The sequence below is a fragment of the Prochlorococcus marinus str. MIT 1214 genome (assembly GCF_027359355.1).
Classification (GTDB): domain Bacteria; phylum Cyanobacteriota; class Cyanobacteriia; order PCC-6307; family Cyanobiaceae; genus Prochlorococcus_B; species Prochlorococcus_B marinus_F.
The window spans coordinates 1,712,913-1,736,313 of record NZ_CP114777.1 but is presented as its reverse complement, the minus strand read 5'-3'; the positions used below and the strand labels follow the sequence as shown (position 1 = coordinate 1,736,313).

General features: G+C 33.7%; 26 protein-coding genes, 2 tRNA genes and 1 pseudogene. 21 read left to right on the top strand and 8 right to left on the bottom strand.

Translation table 11 applies throughout. The annotated features are described in order from the left end of the window. Window positions 1-9: 9 nt before the first annotated feature. The 5 genes from O5639_RS09545 (at window position 10) to O5639_RS09525 (ending at window position 3,439) form a co-directional block, all read left to right on the top strand. Window positions 10-1,269, top strand: coding sequence for an HD domain-containing protein (locus O5639_RS09545; RefSeq protein WP_269624286.1), 1,260 nt, complete (start codon window positions 10-12; stop codon window positions 1,267-1,269). A gap of 2 nt (window positions 1,270-1,271) precedes the next feature. Then, on the top strand, window positions 1,272-1,919 hold the full coding sequence (minC, locus tag O5639_RS09540; RefSeq protein ID WP_269624285.1) for a septum site-determining protein MinC: 648 nt from the start codon (window positions 1,272-1,274) through the stop codon (window positions 1,917-1,919). A 172-nt stretch (window positions 1,920-2,091) separates the two neighbouring features. Beyond that, window positions 2,092-2,907, top strand: a complete 816-nt coding sequence (minD, locus tag O5639_RS09535; RefSeq protein WP_269624284.1) for a septum site-determining protein MinD — start codon at window positions 2,092-2,094, stop codon at window positions 2,905-2,907. Window positions 2,908-2,911: 4 nt separating this feature from the next. Further along, window positions 2,912-3,259 carry a cell division topological specificity factor MinE gene (gene minE / locus O5639_RS09530; protein ID WP_269624283.1) on the top strand — a complete coding sequence of 116 codons (348 nt, stop codon included), beginning with the start codon at window positions 2,912-2,914 and terminating at the stop codon, window positions 3,257-3,259. Window positions 3,260-3,367: 108 nt separating this feature from the next. Continuing rightward, window positions 3,368-3,439: transfer RNA gene (locus O5639_RS09525), tRNA-Thr, on the top strand. Between the two features lie 193 nt (window positions 3,440-3,632). Here O5639_RS09525 and O5639_RS09520 read toward each other — a convergent pair. From O5639_RS09520 to psbM, 4 genes are all read right to left on the bottom strand, one after another. Next, window positions 3,633-4,208, bottom strand: a complete 576-nt coding sequence (locus tag O5639_RS09520) for an L-threonylcarbamoyladenylate synthase (RefSeq protein WP_269624282.1) — start codon at window positions 4,206-4,208, stop codon at window positions 3,633-3,635. Window position 4,209: 1 nt separating this feature from the next. Continuing rightward, the gene (gene prmC / locus O5639_RS09515; RefSeq protein WP_269625547.1) at window positions 4,210-5,031 is read right to left on the bottom strand and encodes a peptide chain release factor N(5)-glutamine methyltransferase; all 822 of its coding nucleotides are present in this window, start codon (window positions 5,029-5,031) and stop codon (window positions 4,210-4,212) included. Window positions 5,032-5,097: 66 nt separating this feature from the next. Further along, window positions 5,098-5,538, bottom strand: coding sequence for an acyl-CoA thioesterase (locus tag O5639_RS09510; protein WP_269624281.1), 441 nt, complete (start codon window positions 5,536-5,538; stop codon window positions 5,098-5,100). 136 nt (window positions 5,539-5,674) lie between these two features. Then, the gene (gene psbM, locus O5639_RS09505) at window positions 5,675-5,833 is read right to left on the bottom strand and encodes a photosystem II reaction center protein PsbM (protein ID WP_269609630.1); all 159 of its coding nucleotides are present in this window, start codon (window positions 5,831-5,833) and stop codon (window positions 5,675-5,677) included. Between the two features lie 479 nt (window positions 5,834-6,312). On the opposite strand from psbM, the gene psbB reads away from it, so the two are divergent. From psbB to O5639_RS09460, 9 genes are all read left to right on the top strand, one after another. Beyond that, window positions 6,313-7,836: a photosystem II chlorophyll-binding protein CP47 gene (psbB, locus tag O5639_RS09500; protein WP_269624280.1), complete on the top strand. Its 1,524-nt coding sequence runs from the start codon at window positions 6,313-6,315 to the stop codon at window positions 7,834-7,836. Window positions 7,837-7,872: 36 nt separating this feature from the next. Next, window positions 7,873-7,968, top strand: coding sequence for a photosystem II reaction center protein T (locus O5639_RS09495; RefSeq protein WP_011294325.1), 96 nt, complete (start codon window positions 7,873-7,875; stop codon window positions 7,966-7,968). Between the two features lie 189 nt (window positions 7,969-8,157). After that, window positions 8,158-8,637, top strand: coding sequence for a transcriptional regulator NrdR (gene nrdR / locus O5639_RS09490; RefSeq protein ID WP_269624279.1), 480 nt, complete (start codon window positions 8,158-8,160; stop codon window positions 8,635-8,637). Between the two features lie 103 nt (window positions 8,638-8,740). Further along, complete coding sequence (locus O5639_RS09485) at window positions 8,741-9,850, top strand: 30S ribosomal protein S1 (protein ID WP_269624278.1); 1,110 nt, start codon at window positions 8,741-8,743, stop codon at window positions 9,848-9,850. Window positions 9,851-9,868: 18 nt separating this feature from the next. Continuing rightward, on the top strand, window positions 9,869-10,657 hold the full coding sequence (locus tag O5639_RS09480) for an HAD family hydrolase (RefSeq protein WP_269624277.1): 789 nt from the start codon (window positions 9,869-9,871) through the stop codon (window positions 10,655-10,657). Between the two features lie 24 nt (window positions 10,658-10,681). Continuing rightward, entirely contained in the window at window positions 10,682-11,911 is a 1,230-nt protein-coding gene (metK, locus tag O5639_RS09475) for a methionine adenosyltransferase (RefSeq protein ID WP_269624276.1), read from the top strand. A gap of 19 nt (window positions 11,912-11,930) precedes the next feature. Continuing rightward, window positions 11,931-13,163: an FGGY-family carbohydrate kinase gene (locus O5639_RS09470; protein ID WP_269624275.1), complete on the top strand. Its 1,233-nt coding sequence runs from the start codon at window positions 11,931-11,933 to the stop codon at window positions 13,161-13,163. A gap of 100 nt (window positions 13,164-13,263) precedes the next feature. Continuing rightward, on the top strand, window positions 13,264-13,533 hold the full coding sequence (locus O5639_RS09465; protein WP_269624274.1) for a DUF2470 domain-containing protein: 270 nt from the start codon (window positions 13,264-13,266) through the stop codon (window positions 13,531-13,533). Between the two features lie 143 nt (window positions 13,534-13,676). Next, window positions 13,677-13,752, top strand: a tRNA-Phe gene (locus tag O5639_RS09460). A 310-nt stretch (window positions 13,753-14,062) separates the two neighbouring features. Here O5639_RS09460 and O5639_RS09455 read toward each other — a convergent pair. Both O5639_RS09455 and O5639_RS09450 read right to left on the bottom strand, forming a co-directional pair. Next, window positions 14,063-14,443, bottom strand: a pseudogene (locus O5639_RS09455) (recombinase family protein); the annotation flags it as partial. Between the two features lie 15 nt (window positions 14,444-14,458). Next, a complete protein-coding gene (locus O5639_RS09450; protein ID WP_269624273.1) occupies window positions 14,459-15,451 on the bottom strand; it encodes a tetratricopeptide repeat protein in 993 nt (330 codons plus the stop codon). Between the two features lie 566 nt (window positions 15,452-16,017). On the opposite strand from O5639_RS09450, the gene O5639_RS09445 reads away from it, so the two are divergent. Together O5639_RS09445 and O5639_RS09440 are read left to right on the top strand one after the other, a co-directional pair. Continuing rightward, window positions 16,018-16,182 (top strand): photosystem I reaction center subunit XII, encoded by a 165-nt coding sequence (locus O5639_RS09445; protein ID WP_269624272.1) that lies wholly within the window; start codon window positions 16,018-16,020, stop codon window positions 16,180-16,182. A 415-nt stretch (window positions 16,183-16,597) separates the two neighbouring features. Beyond that, entirely contained in the window at window positions 16,598-16,828 is a 231-nt protein-coding gene (locus tag O5639_RS09440) for a hypothetical protein (RefSeq protein ID WP_269624271.1), read from the top strand. 33 nt (window positions 16,829-16,861) lie between these two features. Here the strand turns inward: O5639_RS09440 and O5639_RS09435 are convergent, their stop codons facing one another. Continuing rightward, window positions 16,862-17,908, bottom strand: coding sequence for an NAD-dependent epimerase/dehydratase family protein (locus tag O5639_RS09435; protein WP_269624270.1), 1,047 nt, complete (start codon window positions 17,906-17,908; stop codon window positions 16,862-16,864). Between the two features lie 367 nt (window positions 17,909-18,275). Here O5639_RS09435 and O5639_RS09430 point away from each other — a divergent pair, with 367 nt between their 5' ends. The 4 genes from O5639_RS09430 (at window position 18,276) to O5639_RS09415 (ending at window position 21,019) form a co-directional block, all read left to right on the top strand. After that, on the top strand, window positions 18,276-18,932 hold the full coding sequence (locus O5639_RS09430) for a TVP38/TMEM64 family protein (protein WP_269624269.1): 657 nt from the start codon (window positions 18,276-18,278) through the stop codon (window positions 18,930-18,932). A gap of 108 nt (window positions 18,933-19,040) precedes the next feature. Continuing rightward, entirely contained in the window at window positions 19,041-19,832 is a 792-nt protein-coding gene (locus tag O5639_RS09425; protein ID WP_269624268.1) for a phycobilisome rod-core linker polypeptide, read from the top strand. Window positions 19,833-19,871: 39 nt separating this feature from the next. Beyond that, entirely contained in the window at window positions 19,872-20,405 is a 534-nt protein-coding gene (locus tag O5639_RS09420) for a phycobiliprotein lyase (protein WP_269624267.1), read from the top strand. Window positions 20,406-20,419: 14 nt separating this feature from the next. Next, complete coding sequence (locus O5639_RS09415) at window positions 20,420-21,019, top strand: chromophore lyase CpcT/CpeT (protein WP_269624266.1); 600 nt, start codon at window positions 20,420-20,422, stop codon at window positions 21,017-21,019. A gap of 32 nt (window positions 21,020-21,051) precedes the next feature. Here the strand turns inward: O5639_RS09415 and O5639_RS09410 are convergent, their stop codons facing one another. Next, window positions 21,052-22,362 (bottom strand): HEAT repeat domain-containing protein, encoded by a 1,311-nt coding sequence (locus tag O5639_RS09410; RefSeq protein WP_269624265.1) that lies wholly within the window; start codon window positions 22,360-22,362, stop codon window positions 21,052-21,054. Window positions 22,363-22,528: 166 nt separating this feature from the next. Between O5639_RS09410 and O5639_RS09405 the strand changes: the two genes are divergently transcribed. Then, window positions 22,529-23,392, top strand: a complete 864-nt coding sequence (locus tag O5639_RS09405; RefSeq protein WP_269624264.1) for a HEAT repeat domain-containing protein — start codon at window positions 22,529-22,531, stop codon at window positions 23,390-23,392. The last annotated feature ends 9 nt before the right edge of the window (window positions 23,393-23,401 follow it).

Below are 23,401 nucleotides of genomic sequence, written 5' to 3'. Positions count from 1 at the left end.
TAGTAAGTCATGTCAACAAGAACTTATTATGACCCTCTGCATAAATCAATCACACTAAACAGCTCAAAGCCCGAGGAAAAAATGGTGATGGAATTAATAGATTCATCCCCATTTCAAAGATTAAGAAGAATCAAACAATTAGGTCCTGCATATTTAACTTTTCATGGTGCTGAATCAAGCAGATTCACTCATTCTATTGGTGTATTTCACATAACAAGAAGAGCGATAAATCATTTATCTGAGTTCGATTCTAGATTAAAAAAGTACAAATTCATTCTCTATGGAGCTGCTCTTTTACATGATTTGGGTCATGGTCCATTAAGTCATACAAGTGAAGAAATTTTCAAAATAAATCATGAAATATGGACAGGAAAATTAATAAATTCAAATAAAGAAATCACTAAGATCCTTAATAAATATGGCAAAGGAAATTCAAAATCTATTTCAGATTTAATTCATTCAAGGAAAGCTCCCGAAAAATTTATAATTTCTTTAATTAGTAGTCAGCTTGATTGCGATCGACTTGATTACCTAATGAGAGATAGTTATACAACAGGGGCTAGATATGGGCAGTTAGATATTGATAGAATAATATCGGCAATGACAATTGCGCCAGATGGAGATTTAGCAATACACCCTAAGGGATTAACGGCAGTCGAGCATTATTTAGTAATAAGAAATCTAATGTATAGAAGCGTATATAACCATCGATTAAATGAAGTTTGCAATTGGTTGTTAGAGCAAATTATAAGCACAGCAAGAAAGATTGGTCCCAAAAAAATATGGGCAGATAAAAACATGTCTGAATGGCTATGGAATCACAAAGAAATGAGTCTTGAAAGTTTTCTATCCAATGATGACATAGTAACTGGATACCATATTCATCAATGGCAAGACTCTAATTCTCAAGAGTTATCTAATCTATGCAGACGTTTTATCCATAGAAATTTATTAAAAGCATTAAACATATCCTCATTGTCATTAGAGATAAGACTAGAAGCCCTAGCAAAAGCCAGAATATTATCAGAAAAATATTGCATTGAGCCAGATATCTCCTGCGGCTTAAGAGAACAAATAGTTAAAAGTTATCATCCTTACAAATATGGTCTTCGTTTATGGGATGGGGAAAGATTACAAGCTCTAGAGAAAGTTTCACCATTAGTAGAGAGATTAACAGAGCCTAATCAATCTTCATGGTTAATTTATCCAAAAGAAATAGAGATTGAATTAAAAATAGAGATTGAAAAACTAAAAATTAAAGATAACTAAAAATGTATTTTAATAATCAAAAAACAATAATCGATCTCGAGGATAGTGAATATCTAAATTGGAAATTGTGTTTAAAAAACAAATTAAAAATTCTGGAGTCAAGCAATATAGAAATCAATGCTAATAACATCGGCCTTTCATGTACAGAAATATCAGAAATAATAACAATTGCAGATCAATATAATTGTAAAATAATCAGTTTTTGCTCAACATCTTTAAAGACGATAGTAAGTTCTCAATCACTAGGAATTAAATCTCAATTTACTATTGAAAATTCTTCAAAAAATACCTTCAAGGTTAATGATAAAAATTCACCTTTTTCAAAAACTCACTTTCATCAAGGAACTGTCCGGTCAGGAGAGTATCTTGAGAGCTCTGGGGATTTACTAATCCTTGGAGATGTTAATCCAGGTGCAAAAGTTAGTGCAGCGGGAAATATAATTATCTGGGGTAGACTTCTTGGAATTGCTCATGCAGGAAGTGAAGGCAATTCTAAAGCAACTATATCCGCACTTCAACTTAGACCTGTTCAACTAAGAATCGCTAAAAAAGTTGCTAGAGGGCCTAAGGAGAAACCTCAACTTTGTATTGCAGAACAAGCAAGAATAGATTCTGAAGAAATTATAATTTCCCCACTGGAGACAACATAGAACATAGTTCGAGAAGTCAAACTAAATAGGGTTTTCAAATGAAAAGCAAGAAGAAATTACTATTTAAAACTTAAGAGATGTCTTCAAAAGCAAACCCAATTCAACCGATCTAGCAATAAAGCTTTTTTCTTCATCAAAATCGAACTAAAGTTTGTCGAATCCAAGGAGGTCCGTGGCGACAGATACCCGTGTCATTCTTATTTGCTCAGGGAAGGGCGGTGTCGGCAAGACAACCCTTACAGCAAATCTTGGCATTTCACTGGCAAGACAGGGTTTAAACACTGCTGTTTTAGACGCAGACTTTGGTCTGAGAAATTTGGATTTACTATTAGGTCTTGAAAATCGAATTGTTTATACGGCACAAGAAGTTCTTGAGGAGGAATGCAGACTTGATCAGGCCTTAGTGAAGCACAAGCAAGAATCGAATCTATCTTTACTGCCTGCGGGGAATCCAAGAATGCTTGATTGGTTAAAACCGGATGATATGAAGCGCATAGTTGAGATGTTAAAAGAACAGTTCAATTACGTTTTAATTGATTGTCCTGCAGGTGTTGAAGATGGATTTAAGAATGCTATGGCAGCCTCTCAAGAAGCGATAGTAGTTACCAATCCTGAGGTATCGGCAGTAAGAGATGCAGACAGAGTTATTGGTTTGCTTAATACAAATGCTATCAAACCAGTCCAGTTAGTTCTTAATAGAGTTAGGCCAAAGATGATGGCCAACCAAGAAATGTTGTCTATCGATGATGTTACTGATATTTTAGCCTTACCTTTACTTGGTCTTGTGCTAGAGGATGAGCAGGTAATTGTCAGTACAAACCGAGGTGAACCTCTAACTTTAAATAGCCTTAATTCCCCAGCAGCTAAATGTTATCTAAATATTGCCAAGAGATTACAAGGAGAAGATATTCCGCTTATTGATCCCGCAGAGGAGAGTTCGGGATTTGGTGCAAAATTTAGAAGACTAATGCAAACAAAAATTTTCTAAACCAATGGCAATGACACTTAGGGACATTATCAACAAGTTACTTCGTAGACAGAGGGCTAGTGCTAGCACTGCGAGAGAGAGATTGCAACTTGTTTTGGCTCATGACCGATCAGATCTCAGTACAGAACTTTTAGATCAAATGAGAAAAGAAATACTTGAGGTAGTAGCAAAGTATGTAGAGATAGATGTCGATGAAGGTGCAGTAAGTCTTGAGACAGAAGATCGCATGACTGCATTAGTGGCAAACCTCCCAATAAAAAGAACTATGACTGGTCAAATTAAACTGAAAGAGCCTAAGAATCAGTCAGAAGAAAATTCTCAAGAAACTGAAGGCACAGATCAAAATTCTTAATCAATCGAAAGATGGAATTAATTTGTTTTATGAGATTAAAAGTATTTTCAACAAATTTTTAATATGGATTAACTTTTAGTTTACTTTCTTAGGTAATATAGAAAAATTGCCGGCTTAGCTCAGCGGTAGAGCAGCGCTTTTGTAAAGCGAAGGTCATCAGTTCAAATCTGTTAGCCGGCATTTTAAAAATCCTAATCAGACAAATCTATCTAGATTCACCAGAGATAACCCAAATTAAAAACGCAATAACTAAGAGGTTGAAAAATTTTAATTGATACATCCAATCAAAACCAATTATGGGAAATCGAAAAATCCACCAAAAAATAGACTGCACTAATAAAACGATTACAAAAAGATAAATCATTCGTTGCTTTTAATTCACCACAACTGAACCTGCTCTTAACAAATTCCATTCCCCGTCCTTCCATTCAACAACTGTGCTTGCGAGACCAGAGGCCTTTGGCCAAGGGACAGGAGAAAGTATTGGAATCCCAGGGAATTTCATCGAAGCTTCTATCGCATCTTTAACAGGTTCTTCTCCAGAAATGTTTGCACTTGTAGTTGCAAGAGGACCAGTTTTAATAAGCAAATCTCTTGCAAGTCTTAGCGCGGGGACTCTAAAACCCACAGAATTAGAATTACAATTCAAATGCTCAGAAAAATTTCCTATTGTTGGCAAAACCATTGTTAAAGCTCCAGGCCAATAGATTTTTGCCAATTTCAAGCCTTCTTCCACAGCACAAGGATGAACAAATTCAAACAAATCATCCAAGCAACCTCCCATTAATATAAGTGGCTTACTTAAAGGCCTTTTCTTAATAGTCCATATTTTTTTTGAGTATTTTTGGTATGAACAAAGTGCTGGCAAAGTATCAGTAGGGAACAAAGCTAAAGATCCCTTTTTCAACTTTAAAGCCAAGTCAGAAATTCCAAATTGATTGGAGATCATTTCAATTTCTTCGACAAATTGCATAGCGCTTGATTCCACTTAAATCTTTTTCAAAAGAAACGTCTTTCATTCCAATATTCTTCATAAAACTAATTATCCTTTCACTTTGATCATAATGATGTTCAAGAATTAACCAACCTCCTTTGGCAAGTCCATCTAATGCCCCAAGGATGATTTTCCTAGAAGCATTCATTCCATCCGCTCCGCCATCCAAAGCAATAAGTGGCTCATGATTTTTAACAACTGGGTCTAGCTCTTCAATTAAATTGGAGGGTATATAAGGAGGATTACTTAAAACCAAATCAAAGCTTCCCCTCCATCTTTTCAAAGGTCCCCACCAATCACCCAAAGAAAATATCACATTCGCATTTGGCACAATAGATTTTAAATTTCTTTTTGCTATTTCTAATGCTTCCTTACTAATATCAGATGCATGTCCGTTCCAATCAGGAAGAGATTTAGCCAAAGATATTGCAATAGGTCCAGAGCCTGTACCTAGATCAGCCCATCTTCCAAAATCAATATTAGTCACTTTTTTCAAAGCAAAATCAATCAAAAATTCTGTTTCTTGTCTAGGAATCAGAGCATCTGCTGAAACCTCTAACTCAATATCTCTCCAGGGGCACTTAGAAATCAAATATTGAAGTGGGGTTTGATCTTTTAAATGAGATTCCCAAATAACTTCTAATTCTTCAGTTGAGATTGCTAAGGAGATAAAATTCTTAGGGTTCAAAATAATGCTTTGCAATTCAGCCCAAGAAACTCCAGCCGCCATATCTAAAAGCCAATCAAAATCAACTTTCCTTCCGCCTTTTAATATCATTTTTTTTCTCCATTGAAGAAAAGCCTCACCAGTAATGGATTTAAAAATCATAAATTATTCAATTTCTTAAATCTTTGGGCCTTCTTCTAGCATTAATAATATATTTTCAATTTGTACTGGTAATTCTCTTACTAACTTTATTGAGTCATTTATTTTTTTTACAACAACAAGTTCAATTTGTGCTTCTGCGCCAACATCACCATTTGATTTTAAAAATAAAGTTTTACATATAATTCGTATTTTATTTTCAAGCTTAAATTGACTCATTAAAAAAACTTTTTCTCCATGAATAAAAGATTTTTTATATTTAAGTTGGACTGAAATCACTGGTATTTCAAAACCATTTTTTGATAATTTTGAATATGAAAGTCCAACTTTATCCAAGGCATCAATTCTACCCTCTTCTAAAAAGCTCAAATAAGAACCATGCCACATAACACCAGCATGATCAGTGTGCTGTGGAAGAACCGTTTTTATTAATTTCCAATGATTATTTATTGAGCTCATCAGAAATAATGACCAAATATCTTAATTCTTTAATTGAATAAAAAAGTTTTGAAGTAATACCTTTCTAAGATAAAACCTCATTAGTAATTTAGATCTCAAGTATTTCTTGAGATCTTTGATTAGAAAAAGTCCTAAATTACTTTTTAGGCTCAGGACTCAATCTACCCTTGCTGGAATCTGAATAAAAGCTTGATTTCTCACCCTCACTGGTAGAAACAAATAAACCAATCAGAAAGATCGTTGGTACTCCAACAAATAAAAGACTTGCGGCAAAGCCAAAACTAGTGGTTTCCATAACCGAGATTTTTACTCAGAACAAATTTTACTGAAACAAACTATATATCCCTTCAGCAGAAAAACCGAGATTTAAATCACAGAGTCTGAGATTTTGTAATTTGCCGAAAAATAATCAATTGAATTCGTCTTTTTTAATTATTCGAATTTGAATAGTTTTGAAAAATTTATAAAAGTATCGATGTGAAGTGAATTTAATCCATAAATTTTCGTTTTTTTTTAACTGCTTAGATAAAAAAAACTGAAAAATTACAAAATCGATTGAAATTTGAAAAATTCTTTTTTTTCTTTTTTTTTTTATTTTTTCTTGTGCACCACTGTATTTTTGCCAATTCAAGCCGCCGAAAACGAGCCAAATGTTATCCAAGAGTGTCAAAAGTCATTTCAGGTCTCTACATCTTGTGGATTAACTCAAGCAATACCATTTACGATCATGCGAGTCTTGCTGCATTAAGCAGCTTCGTTATACGAACCTGACCCATGGGATTGCCCTGGTATCGGGTGCACACAGTCGTTATTAACGACCCTGGCCGCCTCTTGGCCGTGCACCTCATGCATACTGCTTTGTTAGCCGGCTGGGCCGGCTCTATGGCCTTATATGAATTGGCCATTTTTGATCCTTCGGATCCAGTACTTAATCCAATGTGGCGCCAAGGCATGTATGTCATGCCCTTCATGGCCCGCCTTGGAATCACAGGCAGCTGGAACGGATGGGATATCACCGGTGCAACCGGAGTTGACCCCGGTTTCTGGAGCTTCGAAGGTGTTGCTGCAGCTCATATAGTTTTCAGTGGTCTCTTGATGCTCGCTGCTGTATGGCACTGGACATACTGGGACCTTGAATTGTGGGAAGATTCCCGCACTGGAGAACCAGCTTTAGATCTTCCAAGAATCTTTGGTATCCATCTTTTCTTAGCTGGCTTGACATGCTTTGGGTTTGGCGCATTTCATTGCTCAACCGTTGGCATATGGGTTTCTGACCCATACGGCTTAACTGGTCATGTAGAAAAAGTTGCTCCAGTTTGGGGTGCAGAAGGATTTAATCCATTCAATGCTGGAGGAATTGTCGCTAATCACATTGGGGCAGGACTTTTAGGAATAATTGGTGGAATATTCCATATCACCAATAGACCTGGAGAAAGGCTTTATAGAGCTTTAAAGCTAGGTAGCCTGGAAGGCGTTCTTGCAAGTGCTCTAGCTGCTGTTCTTTTTGTATCTTTCGTAGTCGCTGGAACCATGTGGTATGGATCAGCAACAACACCAGTTGAGTTATTTGGTCCTACTAGATATCAATGGGATTCTGGGTATTTCAAAACTGAAATCAACCGCAGAGTTCAAGAATCAATGAACGATGGTGCCTCAAAAGCTGATGCATATGGAGCTATTCCTGAACAACTAGCTTTCTATGACTATGTTGGAAATAGTCCTGCGAAAGGAGGTCTCTTCAGAGTAGGAGCAATGGTTAATGGCGATGGAGTTCCAAGTGGATGGCAAGGTCACATTTCATTTACTGATAGCGATGGTAATGACTTAGAAGTAAGAAGAATTCCAAATTTCTTTGAAAACTTCCCTGTCATTCTTGAAGACAAAGATGGGAACGTTAAAGCTGACATTCCTTTCCGTCGTGCCGAAGCTAAGTACTCCATAGAACAAACTGGAGTCACAGCTACTGTTTATGGTGGCGAATTAAATGGACAAACATTTACTGATCCAGTAATAGTAAAACGTCTAGCTAGAAAGTCTCAACTTGGAGAAGCCTTCAAGTTTGATAGAGATCGCTACAAGTCAGATGGTGTATTCAGAAGCTCTCCAAGAGCATGGTTCACCTATGCACACTTATGCTTTGGCTTGTTATTCCTCTTCGGGCACTGGTGGCACGCCGCAAGAACTCTCTTTGGCGACAGATTCTCAGGTATCGATCCAGAGCTTGGGGATCAGGTTGAGTTTGGTCTCTTCAAAAAACTTGGAGACGAATCAACCCGCCGAGTTCCTGGTCGAGCCTAAATCAGGATTCTTTACCCCCTTATTCCGAGAACTTAGATGGAAGCTTTCTCCTACGTGCTAATCCTTACTTTGGCACTTGTAACGCTCTTCTTTGCTGTCGCATTTCGTGATCCTCCGAAATACGATAAGTAAAAAACATAAAAAAAGCCCTGAAATATCAGGGCTTTTTTTTATGTCTGGACCTTAATTTAAAAAAATTTATTAATTTAGTCTTCAATAAAAATATAATTTTTTATAAGTAAAAAGTATTTTTATTTAATCTACCCCTTCTCAGAAGCCAAATAAATGTTTAAAGTTAGTTAAATCATTGAAAAGGGCTGCATGCAGTGCCCATCTTGTCAAAATACAGACAGTCGAGTTCTTGAATCTCGTTCCGCAGATTCTGGAAGAAGCGTAAGAAGAAGAAGGGAGTGCTTAAATTGCGACTTCCGATTTACTACTTATGAAAGAGTTGAAACGACACCAATTATTGTTTTAAAACGAAGCGGAGCAAAAGAATTATTTAATCGAAGTAAAATAATTAATGGTTTAAGCAGAGCATGTGAAAAAACACTTATAAATGGATCAAAAATTGAATTTATTGTAAATGAAATAGAAGTAGAACTCCATCAAGGAATTCGCAAAGAAGTAAAAGCGAATGAAATTGGAGAAATGGTTCTTACACATTTAAAAGATATTAATGAAGTTGCATATATAAGATTTGCCTCTGTTTATAGACAATTTGATGGAATAAATGATTTCATGAAAACCCTTGAATCCCTTCAACCAATAAAAAAAGAACAATTGGCCTCAGTTGTTTAACTAGAAAGACCTATCAGTAAAGTAGAATCTAAACTCAATATGGTCGGCGGGCCATATTGAGTTTCTATCGCACTGTCCTCAAAAGGCAGACCGCCATTCAAGCATGTCTGAAAATCCAGCGAGCAAAGTTCAAGAAAAGAATCCTGAAAAAGAAACATCAATATCTGAAGAAAACATCTCAAATTCCGTAAATGCAGAATTTGAGGAGAATTCCATTGATGGATTAAAAGAAGAAGATATTCCAAAAAATATTCCTTCTGCTGATAACTCTTCAAGCAGAATTAATAAGAGTGATCTTGAAAGTGCAGGTTTCACTCTTGATGAATTTGCATCTTTACTAAGCAAATATGACTACAACTTTAAACCTGGCGATATAGTCAATGGTACTGTTTTTGCCCTTGAATCCAAAGGAGCAATGATTGACATTGGTGCCAAAACAGCTGCTTTTATGCCAATGCAAGAAGTATCAATAAATAGAGTTGAAGGCCTGAGTGATGTTTTACAGCCTTCTGAAATTAGAGAGTTTTTTATAATGACTGAAGAGAATGAGGATGGTCAATTATCCTTATCAATCAGAAGAATTGAATACCAACGAGCTTGGGAAAGAGTTAGACAATTACAAAAAGAAGATGCCACAATTTATTCAGAGGTTTTTGCAACGAATAGAGGTGGTGCACTTGTTCGAGTTGAGGGGCTTAGAGGCTTTATCCCTGGATCCCATATAAGCACTAGAAAGGCCAAAGAAGAGCTAGTTGCTGATTTCCTACCTTTAAAATTCTTAGAAGTTGACGAAGAAAGGAATAGGCTGGTTCTCAGTCATCGAAGGGCTCTGGTTGAAAGGAAAATGAATCGTCTTGAAGTTGGGGAAGTTGTTGTAGGAGCTGTAAGAGGAATTAAACCTTATGGAGCGTTTATTGATATCGGGGGTGTCAGTGGACTGCTTCACATTTCCGAAATAAGTCATGAGCATATTGAAACTCCTCACTCAGTTTTAAACGTCAATGACCAAATGAAGGTCATGATAATAGACCTAGATGCTGAAAGAGGAAGAATTTCCCTTTCTACAAAAGCACTTGAACCAGAACCTGGAGATATGCTGACTGACCCTCAAAAAGTTTTTGATAAAGCTGAAGAGATGGCAGCCAGGTATAAACAAATGCTCCTAGAACAAGCCGAAGAAGGCGAAGATCCTATTGCAGTAATGACTATTTGATTATTTACTTTTTTAGAAATGGCAGAGCTGTTAATAAAAAATAGTTCTGTTGGTTTTATTAAGGCAATAATATTTGATAAGGATGGAACATTATCCAATAGTGAGGAATACTTATTAGAACTGGCGAAATTCAGAGTAGATTATGCGGTTGCTAAATTTAAAAAATTAAATATAAACAATTTTAAAATTTTTTTGTTAAGGAAATTGCTTAATTCTGTTTATGGAATTAAAAATCACACTCTTTCGGCTAACGCATGTCTAGCTATAGCTTCGAAAGAGCAAAATATAATATCTACAGCAACAATATTCACGTTATTTGGTTTGGATTGGTCTAAATCACTTTCAATAAGTCAAACAATCTTCGAAGAAGTAGATATTTACATTTCTAATCATCAAGACAATATACAAAAAAAAAGGACTTTAATTTCAGGGGCATTGGAACTATTACTTGCTCTAAAAAACAATGGAGTAAGTATTGCATTAATGACAAATGATACCCAAGCCGGAATAGAAGAATTTATTAACAGCAATAAATTGGAAGGTTTATTTGATTATCTATGGAGTGCTGAGAATAAACCGTCAAAACCTAACCCAAAAGCAGTTATAGAACTTTGCAAAAGAATGAAGATAAATCCTTCAGAATGCGCACTCATTTCAGATGCGGATACTGATTTAAAAATGGCCAAAAAAGCTGATATAGCAATAATAATAGGCTTTACTGGTGGATGGAAAAATCCTCCAAGTCTTACTGAAAAACAATTCATTATCAAAAAATTAAATGAATTAAATATTCAGATAAACACCTAAAGTAGTATTCAATTCAGATTTCCAATGAGTAGATACGTTTTCACCTCTGAATCGGTAACAGAAGGACATCCTGATAAAATTTGCGATCAAATAAGTGATGCTGTTTTAGATGCTCTCTTAACTGAAGATCCAACAAGTAGAGTCGCGTGTGAAGCAGTAGTCAATACTGGCTTATGTCTAATAACTGGAGAAATAACTTCTAAAGCGGAGGTTGATTTCAATAAGCTTGTTAGAGAAGTCATAAAAAGCATTGGCTATGAAAGTGCAAGTGCGGGTGGCTTTGATGCTAATAGTTGCGCAGTACTAGTTGCACTTGATCAACAATCTTCAGATATTGCTCAAGGAGTAAATGAAGCTGAGGACCATTCAACAGATCCACTAGATCAAGTTGGTGCTGGTGATCAAGGAATTATGTTTGGATTTGCTTGTGATGAGACTCCAGAACTAATGCCATTACCTATTAGTCTTGCGCATCGATTAGCCAGACAATTAGCATTAGTTAGGCATCAAAAATCAATTGATTATCTTTTGCCTGATGGAAAAACTCAAGTAAGTGTCTCATACGAAAACGGAGTCCCCTGCTCCATAGACACGATACTGATTTCTACTCAGCACAAATCAGAAATCGACGGAATAACTCATGAAGGGGAAATCCAAAAAAGAATTGCGAAAGACCTATGGAGACTAGTTGTTGAGCCAGCCACAGAGGATCTAGCCTTAAAACCTTCATTAGAAACCACACGTTTTCTAGTTAATCCAACAGGGAAATTTGTCATTGGAGGACCTCAAGGAGATGCAGGACTCACAGGTCGAAAAATTATCGTAGATACATATGGTGGATATGCTCGCCATGGTGGTGGGGCTTTTTCTGGCAAAGATCCTACAAAAGTTGATAGATCCGCAGCTTATGCAGCAAGATTTGTGGCGAAAGCTTTGGTTGAAGCAAAACTTGCAAAAAAAGTTGAAGTTCAACTAAGTTATGCAATTGGCGTAGCCAAACCAGTATCAATACTTGTTGAGTCTTATGGCACCGGTAAAGTCTCAGACGTTGAATTAACCCAAATTGTTCAAGAACACTTTGATTTAAGACCAGGCGCAATTATTAAATCTTTTAACCTGCAAGAACTACCTAGACTACGAGGAGGACGTTTTTATAGAGATATTGCTGCTTATGGTCATTTTGGAAGAACTGATATTGCTCTTCCATGGGAAGACGTATCTCAAAAAGCAAAAGAACTAAGTTTTCTTGTATGAAAAGATTTTAATCAAAAAAATGTTAAATAATTCTCTTGTACTTGGCATAGATCTTGGTACATCAGGCGTAAGAATTGCAATCATTAATACTAAAAAAAAACTCCTCTTCACATCCTCAAGCAGATACTCTAAAGGTCTTGAGATATCAGAAGACTGGACAAATAGTCTCAAAACCTTAATACAAGAAATTCCAAAAGATCTAAAAGAAAAGTTGGTTTCTTGTGCAGTAGCGGGTACATCTGGAACACTTTTAGCATGCAAGAAAAATGGAGCACCTTTAGGAAAAGCTTTACCTTATTTTTTATCATGTTCGGAATATTCTTTCGAAATTGAAAAGCTATTTAGAAATGATTGTGCTGGCTCAAGCATAAGTGGAAGTGTTGGAAGAGCACTAAGACTTTTAGCTTTATACGGTCATGAAATAATCTTAAGGCATCAAGCAGATTGGATAAGTGGGTGGCTTATAAATAATTGGGAGTATGGTGAAGAAGGTAATAATATTAGGATGGGTTGGGAAATATCAAATAGTTCATGGCCAGAAAATTTTAAAAATTTAAAATGGTTAAAATGTCTTCCTAAAATAATTCCTTCAGGTGAAATAATGGGAATTATATGTACAAAAAAAGCCAATGAATTAAATTTACCAAAAGACCTTCAAGTCATAGCAGGAACTACAGACTCAAATGCTGGGGTTTTAGCAACTTTCCCTAAAAAAAATGATGGGGTAACAATCCTTGGCAGCACAATTGTAATTAAGAAATTTGTTAATAATGCCCTTTCAGGTAAAGGCATCTCTAATCATAGATTATTAGGAAATTGGCTATCTGGTGGAGCATCCAATGCAGGGGCTGCAATACTATTAGATTTATTTAATCTTGAATATATTGAAGAATTAAGCAAACAAATAAATCCTAATAAATCGACAGGATTAAATCTTCTTCCACTATCCAATCAAGGAGAAAGATTTCCAATAGATGATCCCAATTTAAAACCTATACTTGAACCAAGACCAGTTAGTGATTCTCTTTATCTTCATGCATTATTTGAAGGGTTGGCAAAAATAGAAGCAAGAGGCTGGCAAAAACTTAATAAATTAGGAGCTGATTTACCTAGCCAAATAATTACTATTGGAGGAGGTGCAAAAAATATTACTTGGAAAAAAATAAGAGAAAGAGAAATCGGTATACCAATAAAAATTTGCAACAGTCCCCCCGCAGCAGGAGTCGCAAGTATCGCTTTGCAAGGATTATAAAAGTAAAGCATTAAATTCTGTGTGAATTTGTTAATCTAAATTTCTTAAACTCGAACTAACTTATTCATTAGATTCTAAAGTCACTACCTTAAAAAATTTTATGAATCCCGAGCCAATCACACAAGAGTCAAGTACAAGAATTTGTAATCATATGAACCAAGATCATAAGGATGCAGTCATTGCATATGCCAAATATTATGGAAAAATTAAAGCTTTTAAATCAGCAAAAATGATTAGCTTATCTCCAGTATCTATTCAGCTTAAAATTGATGAACAGACAGTAGAAATAAAATTTGATCATATTCTCAAAGACTGTTCAGATGCTCATAAAACATTGGTAAGGATGACTAAAGCTATTCCTGCATTATGAAATTTGGCTCCAAGAAAATCAATATTAATCTAGCGCTCTATTGATTTTCAAGTCGCCTTAGCGATTGGGCAAAAAAAATTAAGGCGATTTCAATTTGTTTTTCAATAAGGTACTTACGAATTGGTAGATTATTAGAGGATAAAGCCGGGATAGCTCAGTTGGTAGAGCAGGCGACTGAAAATCGCCGTGTCCCCAGTTCAAATCTGGGTCCTGGCACCATCAATTTCAACAATTGATATCTCTAAAACCCTTGTTAATACAAGGGTTTTTTAGTGCATGGACACCACAACCAAATCAACGGAATTAGTCGGTAAGCAAGATATATTTTTAGTGCCATAATTTTCAGACCATTATCAACCAATACCTAGCGACTAAAGATCAAAGAAATGAAGAACCAAGATCGCTTTAATTGCAGTAACTTTCTAAACATTTATCAACCACACCTCCTAGTTGAGGATGTCTTTCTTTCACTTCCTGCAATTTTTTATTGCAATTGAATCTTTGTGCTATTGAATTCGTATCAGATAAATCATGCAGGGACTTTATTGCGATCAATGACCTTGCGAATGCTGGCAACGGCGAGACCTGTCTGATCTCTAATGGTTCTTAACGAATCACCTTCTTCACGTAGTCGCAAAACAAGTTTCTCCTTCTTGTCAGAAGTCTTTGGTCGTCCACCTAAGTTTCCACCTGTTGCTCTTCTGTATTCAACAGATTCTTTTGCGCGTTCCTTTATCAGCGATCTTTCCACTTCTGCCAGTCCAAATAAAAGACCAATCAATACAGGAGCGAACTTAGCCAAAGCAGATGTATTGACCAGACCGTCCAAAGTACGGACATTTATTCCTTGTGCTTGAAGTTCATGTAAACGGTTAATCACCTCAACCTGTGATCTTCCAAGTCTGTCCAATTATGAATTATGAAATCAATCTAATCTCATCTCATAATTAAAACCATATGAACCGGAAATTGACCATGACCTTAAAGACATAATTTTTTCTGAACATAATCTTGCTTCTTTTAAGTTCCCCAGATTAATCAATATGCCGCCTAAATTAGCATGCGCCTCTGCGAAATCTGATTTAAGTTCAATTGCTTTACGGTATAACAATTCTGCTTCTTTTGATTTGCCAATATCTTTCAATATGTTTCCCAGATTGTAATGCGCATCTGCGAAATCTGATTTAAGTTCAATTGCTTTACGGTATAACAATTCTGCTTCTTTTGATTTGCCAATATCTTTCAATATGTTTCCCAGATTGTAATACGCCTCTGCAAAATCAGATTTGATTTCAATTGCTTTACGGTATAACAATTCTGCTTCTTTTGATTTGCCAATATCTTTCAATATGTTTCCCAGGTTGGAATGCGCCTCTGCGTAATCAGGTTTGATTTCAATTGCTTTACGGTATAACAATTCTGCTTCTTTTGATTTGCCAATATCTTTCAATATGTTTCCCAAGTTGGAATGCGCCTCTGCGTAATCAGGTTTGATTTCAATTGCTTTTCGTAATGAGATTTCTGCTTCTTCTAATTTGCCAATATCTTTCAATATGTTTCCCAGATTGGAATGCGCCTCTGCGTAATCAGGTTTGATTTCAATTGCTTTTCGTAATGAGATTTCTGCTTCTTCTAATTTGCCAATACCTTGTAAAATTCCTGCATAATTAGAAAAAACTCGGTGATCATTAAAACCTTTATTTATACAATGCTGATAACATTTTGCTGCTTCTGAAATGTTTCCTTGTGAATGAAACCTAAATGCTTGATTAATTATTTGCTCTTTAGAGGGTGTGGCAGGAGTATTGGTATTAACAGTAATATTTTCTTTGTTTGCTTCTAAAGCATATGGAACTGGGTATGTTTTTACTTCAGTGACTTTTTGCTTTACTTCTCCTTCTTGACTAGAACCATCCATCTTCTCTTATCTTTTCTCTCTTGAGTTTGATCTGATTTTACTACTTAAATAAAGCGTATACTTGAAATTGGTTGATGTGATGAAGTTGCTTAAAAATCTATTGATTTGAATCTTTACGCAAAAACTCCAAGGCTCATGATTTAACTGGTTGCTTTTCTTTGAAAAATCTCCTTTAGTAAGACTATTTCTTATCATCCCTTCTGTTCTTGATTGTCAAATTTTTCAGTAGGTCTATTTTTTTCTCTTCTATTCTTTAGTGCTTCTCAATACTCCCCTCATTCTATATGCAATTGCGGACTCTTCTCTGGCATCACTTTGCCTATAGGAACTCAAGAACTTCTGCCATCACACTTGCAAATAGGAGGCAAAAAAATTCCTGTAAATTACTGTTACTGCGCAAAACCGGTGAAATCTCTTGCAGATGCTTGAATCATGATCAAGGTAAGAAGTAAGAAAGCTAATTTTAATTATTACAAAACTGCATAAGAGTTAATACTAGAATCTCAAAAACCAAAAGATCATTTCAATCTTGGGTTAGCATAAATGAAATTAGTAGTCATGAGATTATGAACTTTTTATTCGGAGTTCCAAGTACATTTGATCTATCCAAAGTAGATTTCTCCTCAGGCCTAGGTATAAATTCGCCTGATCTTGCTGGGATATCATTTTTAATGGTTATTTTTGCTGGGGTTTTAGCTTTGAGACTTGGAACAACTCTTAGAGACTCATAGTTTCCATCTGTACAAGAAGTTAAATATTAACTTCTTGTACTCGTGTTGAGATTTCCCAAATACTAAGATAATAATATTTTAAAATTTTTAACAAGTATTTTAATATCCTAATCTCGAGTTCTTCGAAAGAAGTTGACAATTAATATGAAAATAATAATAAGTAAGACTAAAAGATCGTTAATATCTGGCAAAGTCGATAATTGCTAACCAGACATATCTTAAACAATAATCATAATTTATGTTGGATTTCATATTATTTATCTCTAATTTAATTATTTAGCTTTCATATCAGAGATTCTACTTTAAGAGGCTTTATCGACCAAATCAAACAATGCTTAAATAAATTTAAAAGACTTAGTCTTTTTCAACCTCCCATTCAGGAGTTAAAATTACTTAAAAATTTGATTTTATTCTTATGAATTTAGAAGCAGCTAATGAAAATTTATATAATAATGCTGATAGTTTTGCAATGGCATTTGATGCGGCCTGGAAGGATTATGATCTAGGAAATGACAAAGATTTAAAAATAGATGAAAAAATTGGAATAACTTTTGAGAAGATTAAAACTCACCCTTTTCTAATGGAAAATCCAATACAATCAAAAAAAATTGCTCTATTTAGAATTAAGTTATTAGGACTTGCCTAAGTTTTAAATAATCAAAAAAATCATAGTCCTTCTTTAAAAAGTATTTTTAAAATAATCTAAATACCATTCAGAAAATAATTTAATACCATTTTCAATAGATGTTGTGGGTTTATATTCTACCCATGAATTAAGTAAGTCCATCCTTGCAGCTGTTGAAACCACGTCTCCTGGCTGAATAGGTAGCAAATTCTTTATTGCTTTCTTTCCTAAATTCATCTCTAATAGCTCTATAAAATATGTAAGATGAATTGGATGGGAGTTACCTAAATTAAAAATCCGAAAAGGTGCGGATGAAGTTGAAGGGTTTGGAATCAGCGGATTAAAGTCATCATCAATACTTGCTTTCTTGAAACAACAACGAATTATACCTTCCACCACATCATCAATGTAAGTGAAATCTCTCTGCATTTCACCTTGATTAAATACTTTAATTGGCTCATTATTTAAAATTGATCTTGCAAAAATCATAGGAGCCATATCTGGCCTTCCCCATGGACCATAAACTGTAAAGAATCGAAGTCCAGTCGTTGGTAAATCATATAAATGGCTATAGGTATGAGCCATTAATTCATTAGATTTCTTAGTCGCTGCATATAAACTAACTGGATGATTGACTGCTTGTTCTTCAGAGAAAGGGAGATTTGTATTACCACCATAAACAGAGCTGCTTGATGCATAAATTAAATGAGGAACCTTATTCTGCCTACATCCTTCAAGTACATTTGCAAAACCGACTAAATTACTTTGTATGTAAGCAGAAGGATTGGTGATTGAATAACGAACACCAGCTTGTGCAGCAAGATGAATAAGCACTTGTGGATTGTATGTATTGATGATATCTAACAATAATTTATTATCTTCTATCGAAATCTCATAAAAAAACCATTCTCCATTGTTTATAGAAACTTTCTCAATTTCAGTTAGTCTAGATCTTTTTAAAGAAGTACAATAATAATCATTTAAGTTATCAATACCAATAACTTTTAAATTCAATTCAAGAAGCGCTTTTACTAAAGCTGAGCCAATAAAACCTGCAGCACCTGTTACAAGTATTGTATCAATATTTATCTTTGAATTCATGATTTTATTATAATTTACAAAAACAAATATTTTCAATACCATTATAGCATTAAATTGATTAGCTTTTTAAATCCATACTAGTTAATTACTGTATTTATTTTTTTCAAAAGCTATTTTCTTATTAGAATATTCTCTCCCGTACTGTTAATCCTTAATTGAACATTATTTTGGGTTATCCGATTTAACTCTTATTATGCAAATTAAATTAAACATTAATAATTTCCTTTTGTAACTTGCAAAAAGTCATAAAATTGATGATTATATTTTACGTAAATCTTTATTCATTAACTCCAATAAACACATTTCAAATAGGATAATTAAATTAGGAAAGTTTTATGAGCTTATCCTCTATAGCAAGGAGTTCGATTTGAAAAAAGAAAAATTAAAGAAGTCCCTTCTTATTGCATTTTTCATAGGTGCTTTCATCTTACTTGTCTTCCTGATTCAAACCTATGGACTTGAACCATTAAGAAGTGCCGTTAAGGAAATGGGGATTTGGGCACCTCTGGGAATTCTTATACTTCGAGGAATCAGTGTGATTCTTCCAGCGTTGCCTAGTTCTGTTTATTCACTTTTAGCTGGATCATTACTTGGTTTTAAAACGGGCTATTTAACTATATTTATATCTGACCTGATTTTTTGTCAGATAGCATTTTTTATAGCAAGAAATTTCGGGCGTGTTCCTGTTCGGAAATTAGTTGGAGTAAAAGCAATGAAAAGAATTGAAGGTTTCAATCAAAATCAACTAGAGGGAAATTTCTTTCTAATGACTGGACTTCTAATGACTGGACTGTTTGATTTTTTAAGCTACGCACTAGGTATAGGGGGAACACGTTGGAGAGTCTTTACACCTGCTTTAATAATCAGTTTATTGATAAGTGATTCAATTATTGTTGCTGTTGGTGCAGGAGTAAGTCAGGGCGCTGGACTAATGCTTGGCGCCGCTTTACTTGGAATGTTTGCACTGGCAACGATAGCTGGTTTTAATAAGAAAAGAGTCTCTGCAAAACAAGAGAAAAGCTAATGCATTTGATACTAATATTAAGAAATTAAATAATATAGATAACTAAAAAGAAAAATTTTTTATATCCTCTCTTTATATTGTTAAACTTACTTAGTACTAAATATTGGTATGCTAACTATTCCATTTAAAGCTCTCAAGCTAGGAGCAGAAACTATTAATAAAAATCCAGTCAAGTATAATAAAAGTAGAATATCTAGAAGTACAAATATAACATATAATTTACATATAAGAGGAGCATCTATGCCAGGTGAAATAGAAAAATTCACAACCACATCTAAAACAAAGCCTAAGCAATTCGAAAACTTACTAAATAATACAATCATGAGCCGTTACAAACAAGATAAAATCAAAAGTTATAACTATAAAACAAAAAATAAAACCAGTGATGAAATAAATATATCTCAAATCAATGAATTTGTGCCAAATGATGATGATGCATTACTTGTAGCAATAAATGCATTATATAAAAATATCTATGGGAACTTATATTTAATGCAATCAGAGCGTCCAATTGATATTGAAAGGCGGCTTAGGAATGGTGACCTCACTATAAAAGAATTTACAAGGAGAATTTGTAAATCAAGGTCTTATCGAAATTTCTACTTTGATAGTATTAGCCAATATAAATCTATCAAGCTAAGATATAAACACATTCTTGGTAGGCCCATCAAAAGTCAAAGGGAAGTAATTGAGAGTACTAACATTATAAATAAGCAAGGCTTTGAAGCTCATATTGATTTTCTTATTGATTCTGATGAATATAATAATGTTTTTGGCGAGGATATAGTTCCATACATGAGATCATGGAATTCTCCAATTGGTTTTAAAACAAAAGTTTTTCTAGAAAGTTCATCCATAACAAAATCTTTTGCTACAAGTGACATCTGTCAAATTATTTAATTGTCTAAAAATAAATTCATCCAAATTTAAATAAAGTATATGAATATTGAAGAATTTTTCTTAAAAAGCGTTGGGGAATGGAACTCTATGAGAAGCGGACATTCACTTGCATTTCAAGAGTTTGATGAAATAAGAAGTAAAATAAAAATAGTTCCTTCTAAGAGCAACGATTCTAGAGTGATTAAATTTTTAAAAGATAATTTAATTGATTCTAAAGCTGTAAATAAAGCATTTTTAATTACTTGGGAAGCAAAAAATGAATGGGGTGAGGAGAATCAAAAAGAAAAATCTTCTGGCGAAAGTATAATCGTTCCAATAGAGATATCTAAAACAGAAGGAAAGATAATTAGGAGCGTTGGATACGCTGAAGCAGTACAAGTAGAATCATTATATAAAATTCTTGAAGATGGAACACTAATTATTTATTCAAACTATAGCTATACTTTTACAGAAGAAAGAATATGGTTTGTTTCAAACAATTTAAGGAGTAGATCTTCTGTAACAAGAGCAATAGATTCTTCAGCTATATTACAAACCTCTTATGCATCGGAAATTCGTTCTCTAAACAAATAAATTATATCTAAAAGATGAGAAAAAAAATTCTACTAGAATTTGCAAAGGTAATTTCGGGGATATTTAGCAATAAGGAACAAGCTTTAAATAATCCAAGAAACTTTGCCCATATTCAAATACATATTAGGCCGTTATTTTTTAAAACCTATAAATGTTTTGCGTTCTACTCAGAGCAGAGATATCAACACGATATATGGAATCCATATAGACAGTCTATAAATAAATTATCCTACGAAAAAGAAAGTTTTATTTTAAGTAATCATAAGATTGATAATCAAGAAAGATTCACTGGTGGTGCTTTAGATATATCACTTCTAGAGAATATATCTAAATATAAATTATATAAAAAGTCTGGATGTTCTATGCATTTTAAAGAAAGAAACCCAGGAGATTATTCAGGGACTATAGAATCAGGTTGTAAATGCTATATACAATATGGGGAAGATAAGACTTATGTAACAAGTAAAGTCAAAGTTAATAAAAATACTCTTATTACTGAAGATTGTGGATATGAATTAGAAACTGATAAAAAAATTTGGGGATCAGAATTTGGGCCATTAATATTTAAGAAAATTGATAATTTTGATTCCTTTATTGACGATAACTGGGAATAGAAATTAAATTTATCTTTAGAAAAGTAAATTAACTAAGAACTAATTTCTTTTGCCTTTAATCTTACAAATCTATGACTATCTTTCAAAAATAACTTAGCAAAATCTTTCTTTATATGAATTTGCTTATTTTCTAATACAAGCAAGGCTGTATATCTATTTTTCCAATAAGGTGTACGCCTCTCGTCTGAAAACTCATTTATATTATTATAAAATTTAGTTTCATTCACAAAACCCAATATTTGTATAGCTGAAGATTTAAATTTCATATAATTAGACCAATTATCAGATAATAGAAAATCTACTTTATCTAAAATCAATTCATCATATAATTGCTGATCTAATAGCAATTTATACATAGTAATAAAAAAGTATATCGCTCCATAATCTGATTTAGCTCTATCCCAATTATTATTTAGATAATATAAAACTTTATCTGCCGGGAATTTAAGCAACTCATTGATTGACTGATAACATCTATTAAAGTCTGTATGAAAAAGTTGCTCAATAAAAAAAATCAAATCATTATTAAAATTATTAATTTCTAAAGTATCTATCTTCCTTGGATCATCAACAATGACTGAGTCTATACAATTAAGTAGATTTATATTTTCCCAGAATAATACTTCATTAATCCAAAGAGAGTCTATTGCCTGTAATTTAAATGATGGAGAAATTGGCGCCTTAATTAAAACAGGTAAAACTGATAAATGACCAGCATTTATAATATCCTGAACTGCACAATGTCTATCATTTTGATTAGATAACCTCAAGAAATACTTCAAGTCATTCAGTTTATCTTCTTCACCAGCAATTTTGATTAATGCCGCGAAAGAGGCTCCTTTAACTCCATTGGATGATTGCTTATCTCTTGATAATGATCTGATCTTATCTATCTCTTTGCTAACCCCTAAATTAGTTAAGGTTTGTATTACTAATCTTTTATTACTAAATTGCTTATATAGTATTGAACAAATCTTATTTATAATATCAATATCATTACATTTAAGCTTACCTAATGACCAAATAGCCGTCTCAATAAGGTAATGATCACTATTATCATTATGAAGAAAGTCTGCAATAACTGGTATGGCTTTTTGACAATCGAAAATAGCCAGTATCTCTATGGCTTTTCTTTTTGCTATCTTGTACTCAAGTTGTTCATAGTCATATTTAATAAAGTCAAGAAGTGTCATTTCTGATTCTTCACAAGGAAAATTTGCTAAGTGGAATACAGCTTTGTAGTAATCTGCTAAAAGATTAAGCTCAGAAATTGGTTTTCTAAGAATATTGATAGCTTCTACTTTATTAATTTTCGGTAGATTATTAAATGGGATGGATTGCACTTTTAATATAAGGATCAGTATTTAGTACATAAGATGAGAGAATTATATTCAGCATAAAATTCATGCTGAATATAAAAGGATATTATTTATGAAAATACATGTAATAAGATTCTAGCTAATACTTTAATCTAGCCTATATAATAAGATTTCAAGTGGATAGCAAAAAGTGGATAATTACTTAAAAAAAGAACTAACAACTGAAGAAAGAAGAGAAAAAAACAAGGGAGCTAAAAAAAAAATAAAGAGTAAGAAAAAAAGAAATCAAAGCGAAATCAAGTTGTTAATCAAAGGCCTTAGTGATGAGAATGGATTAATTAGAAGAAGTCATTCGGAAGCATTAGCCCAGGTTGGCGCTGAAGCATTACCTGAGTTAATTAAAGCTCTTCTGAGTAGTAAAAACGTAATCCAGAGAAGGGCGGCAGCTAAGACTTTAAAGTTAGTTGAGGATCCAAAAGCTTTACCTCATTTAATAAAAGCACTTACCAATGATTCAGATTATGTAGTGCAATTCTCCGCAGCTGGTGCAATTGCAATTTTTGGAGAGGATGCTGTTAATCATCTAATCATGGTCTTAGAGAATCAAGAATATACAGAAATGCAATATGGTCTTGCAGCCTGGTGCTTAGAATTTATTGGCGCTAAAGCCCCTACTGCAATAAAAAAAGCAGCCAAATCAAAAAACACCAATGTAAAATCAGCTGCAATTTCAGCACTTGAGGAACACATTAGACAGTCAAAAGATCAAGAAGCAATTCAATTAGTAGAAAGTGCTATTAATGATACTGCTGAAAATGTTCAGATTGAAGCTATTAAATTAGTTGGTAAATTATCTAGAATAGATTCTTTAATTCCAACCTTAATATTAAAATTAAAAAATAAAAGTCCAGATATTCGAAAAGCTTCCGTATTGTCGTTGATGCAACTTAATATTAGCGAAGCTATAAATCCCCTTAAAGAAGTCCTTAAGATTGAAGAGGATACTAATGTTAGAACAATAATTAAATTAGCTATAAAAAAATTCAATAATTAAAAGACTTAG

What these genes read in the sequence shown, in the direction of transcription:
- psbM (WP_269609630.1), bottom strand. Translation starts at nt 5,833, where the DNA reads ATGGAAACCACTAGTTTTGGCTTTGCCGCAAGTCTTTTATTTGTTGGA.
- O5639_RS09545 (WP_269624286.1), top strand. Translation starts at nt 10, where the DNA reads ATGTCAACAAGAACTTATTATGACCCTCTGCATAAATCAATCACACTA.
- metK (WP_269624276.1), top strand. Translation starts at nt 10,682, where the DNA reads ATGAGTAGATACGTTTTCACCTCTGAATCGGTAACAGAAGGACATCCT.
- O5639_RS09440 (WP_269624271.1), top strand. Translation starts at nt 16,598, where the DNA reads ATGAATTTAGAAGCAGCTAATGAAAATTTATATAATAATGCTGATAGT.
- O5639_RS09480 (WP_269624277.1), top strand. Translation starts at nt 9,869, where the DNA reads ATGGCAGAGCTGTTAATAAAAAATAGTTCTGTTGGTTTTATTAAGGCA.
- O5639_RS09445 (WP_269624272.1), top strand. Translation starts at nt 16,018, where the DNA reads ATGAACTTTTTATTCGGAGTTCCAAGTACATTTGATCTATCCAAAGTA.
- minC (WP_269624285.1), top strand. Translation starts at nt 1,272, where the DNA reads ATGTATTTTAATAATCAAAAAACAATAATCGATCTCGAGGATAGTGAA.
- psbB (WP_269624280.1), top strand. Translation starts at nt 6,313, where the DNA reads ATGGGATTGCCCTGGTATCGGGTGCACACAGTCGTTATTAACGACCCT.
- prmC (WP_269625547.1), bottom strand. Translation starts at nt 5,031, where the DNA reads ATGATATTAAAAGGCGGAAGGAAAGTTGATTTTGATTGGCTTTTAGAT.
- O5639_RS09425 (WP_269624268.1), top strand. Translation starts at nt 19,041, where the DNA reads ATGCTAACTATTCCATTTAAAGCTCTCAAGCTAGGAGCAGAAACTATT.
- O5639_RS09435 (WP_269624270.1), bottom strand. Translation starts at nt 17,908, where the DNA reads ATGAATTCAAAGATAAATATTGATACAATACTTGTAACAGGTGCTGCA.
- O5639_RS09520 (WP_269624282.1), bottom strand. Translation starts at nt 4,208, where the DNA reads ATGATCTCCAATCAATTTGGAATTTCTGACTTGGCTTTAAAGTTGAAA.
- O5639_RS09495 (WP_011294325.1), top strand. Translation starts at nt 7,873, where the DNA reads ATGGAAGCTTTCTCCTACGTGCTAATCCTTACTTTGGCACTTGTAACG.
- O5639_RS09485 (WP_269624278.1), top strand. Translation starts at nt 8,741, where the DNA reads ATGTCTGAAAATCCAGCGAGCAAAGTTCAAGAAAAGAATCCTGAAAAA.
- O5639_RS09420 (WP_269624267.1), top strand. Translation starts at nt 19,872, where the DNA reads ATGAATATTGAAGAATTTTTCTTAAAAAGCGTTGGGGAATGGAACTCT.
- O5639_RS09470 (WP_269624275.1), top strand. Translation starts at nt 11,931, where the DNA reads ATGTTAAATAATTCTCTTGTACTTGGCATAGATCTTGGTACATCAGGC.
- nrdR (WP_269624279.1), top strand. Translation starts at nt 8,158, where the DNA reads ATGCAGTGCCCATCTTGTCAAAATACAGACAGTCGAGTTCTTGAATCT.
- O5639_RS09465 (WP_269624274.1), top strand. Translation starts at nt 13,264, where the DNA reads ATGAATCCCGAGCCAATCACACAAGAGTCAAGTACAAGAATTTGTAAT.
- minE (WP_269624283.1), top strand. Translation starts at nt 2,912, where the DNA reads ATGGCAATGACACTTAGGGACATTATCAACAAGTTACTTCGTAGACAG.
- O5639_RS09510 (WP_269624281.1), bottom strand. Translation starts at nt 5,538, where the DNA reads ATGAGCTCAATAAATAATCATTGGAAATTAATAAAAACGGTTCTTCCA.
- O5639_RS09450 (WP_269624273.1), bottom strand. Translation starts at nt 15,451, where the DNA reads ATGGATGGTTCTAGTCAAGAAGGAGAAGTAAAGCAAAAAGTCACTGAA.
- O5639_RS09415 (WP_269624266.1), top strand. Translation starts at nt 20,420, where the DNA reads ATGAGAAAAAAAATTCTACTAGAATTTGCAAAGGTAATTTCGGGGATA.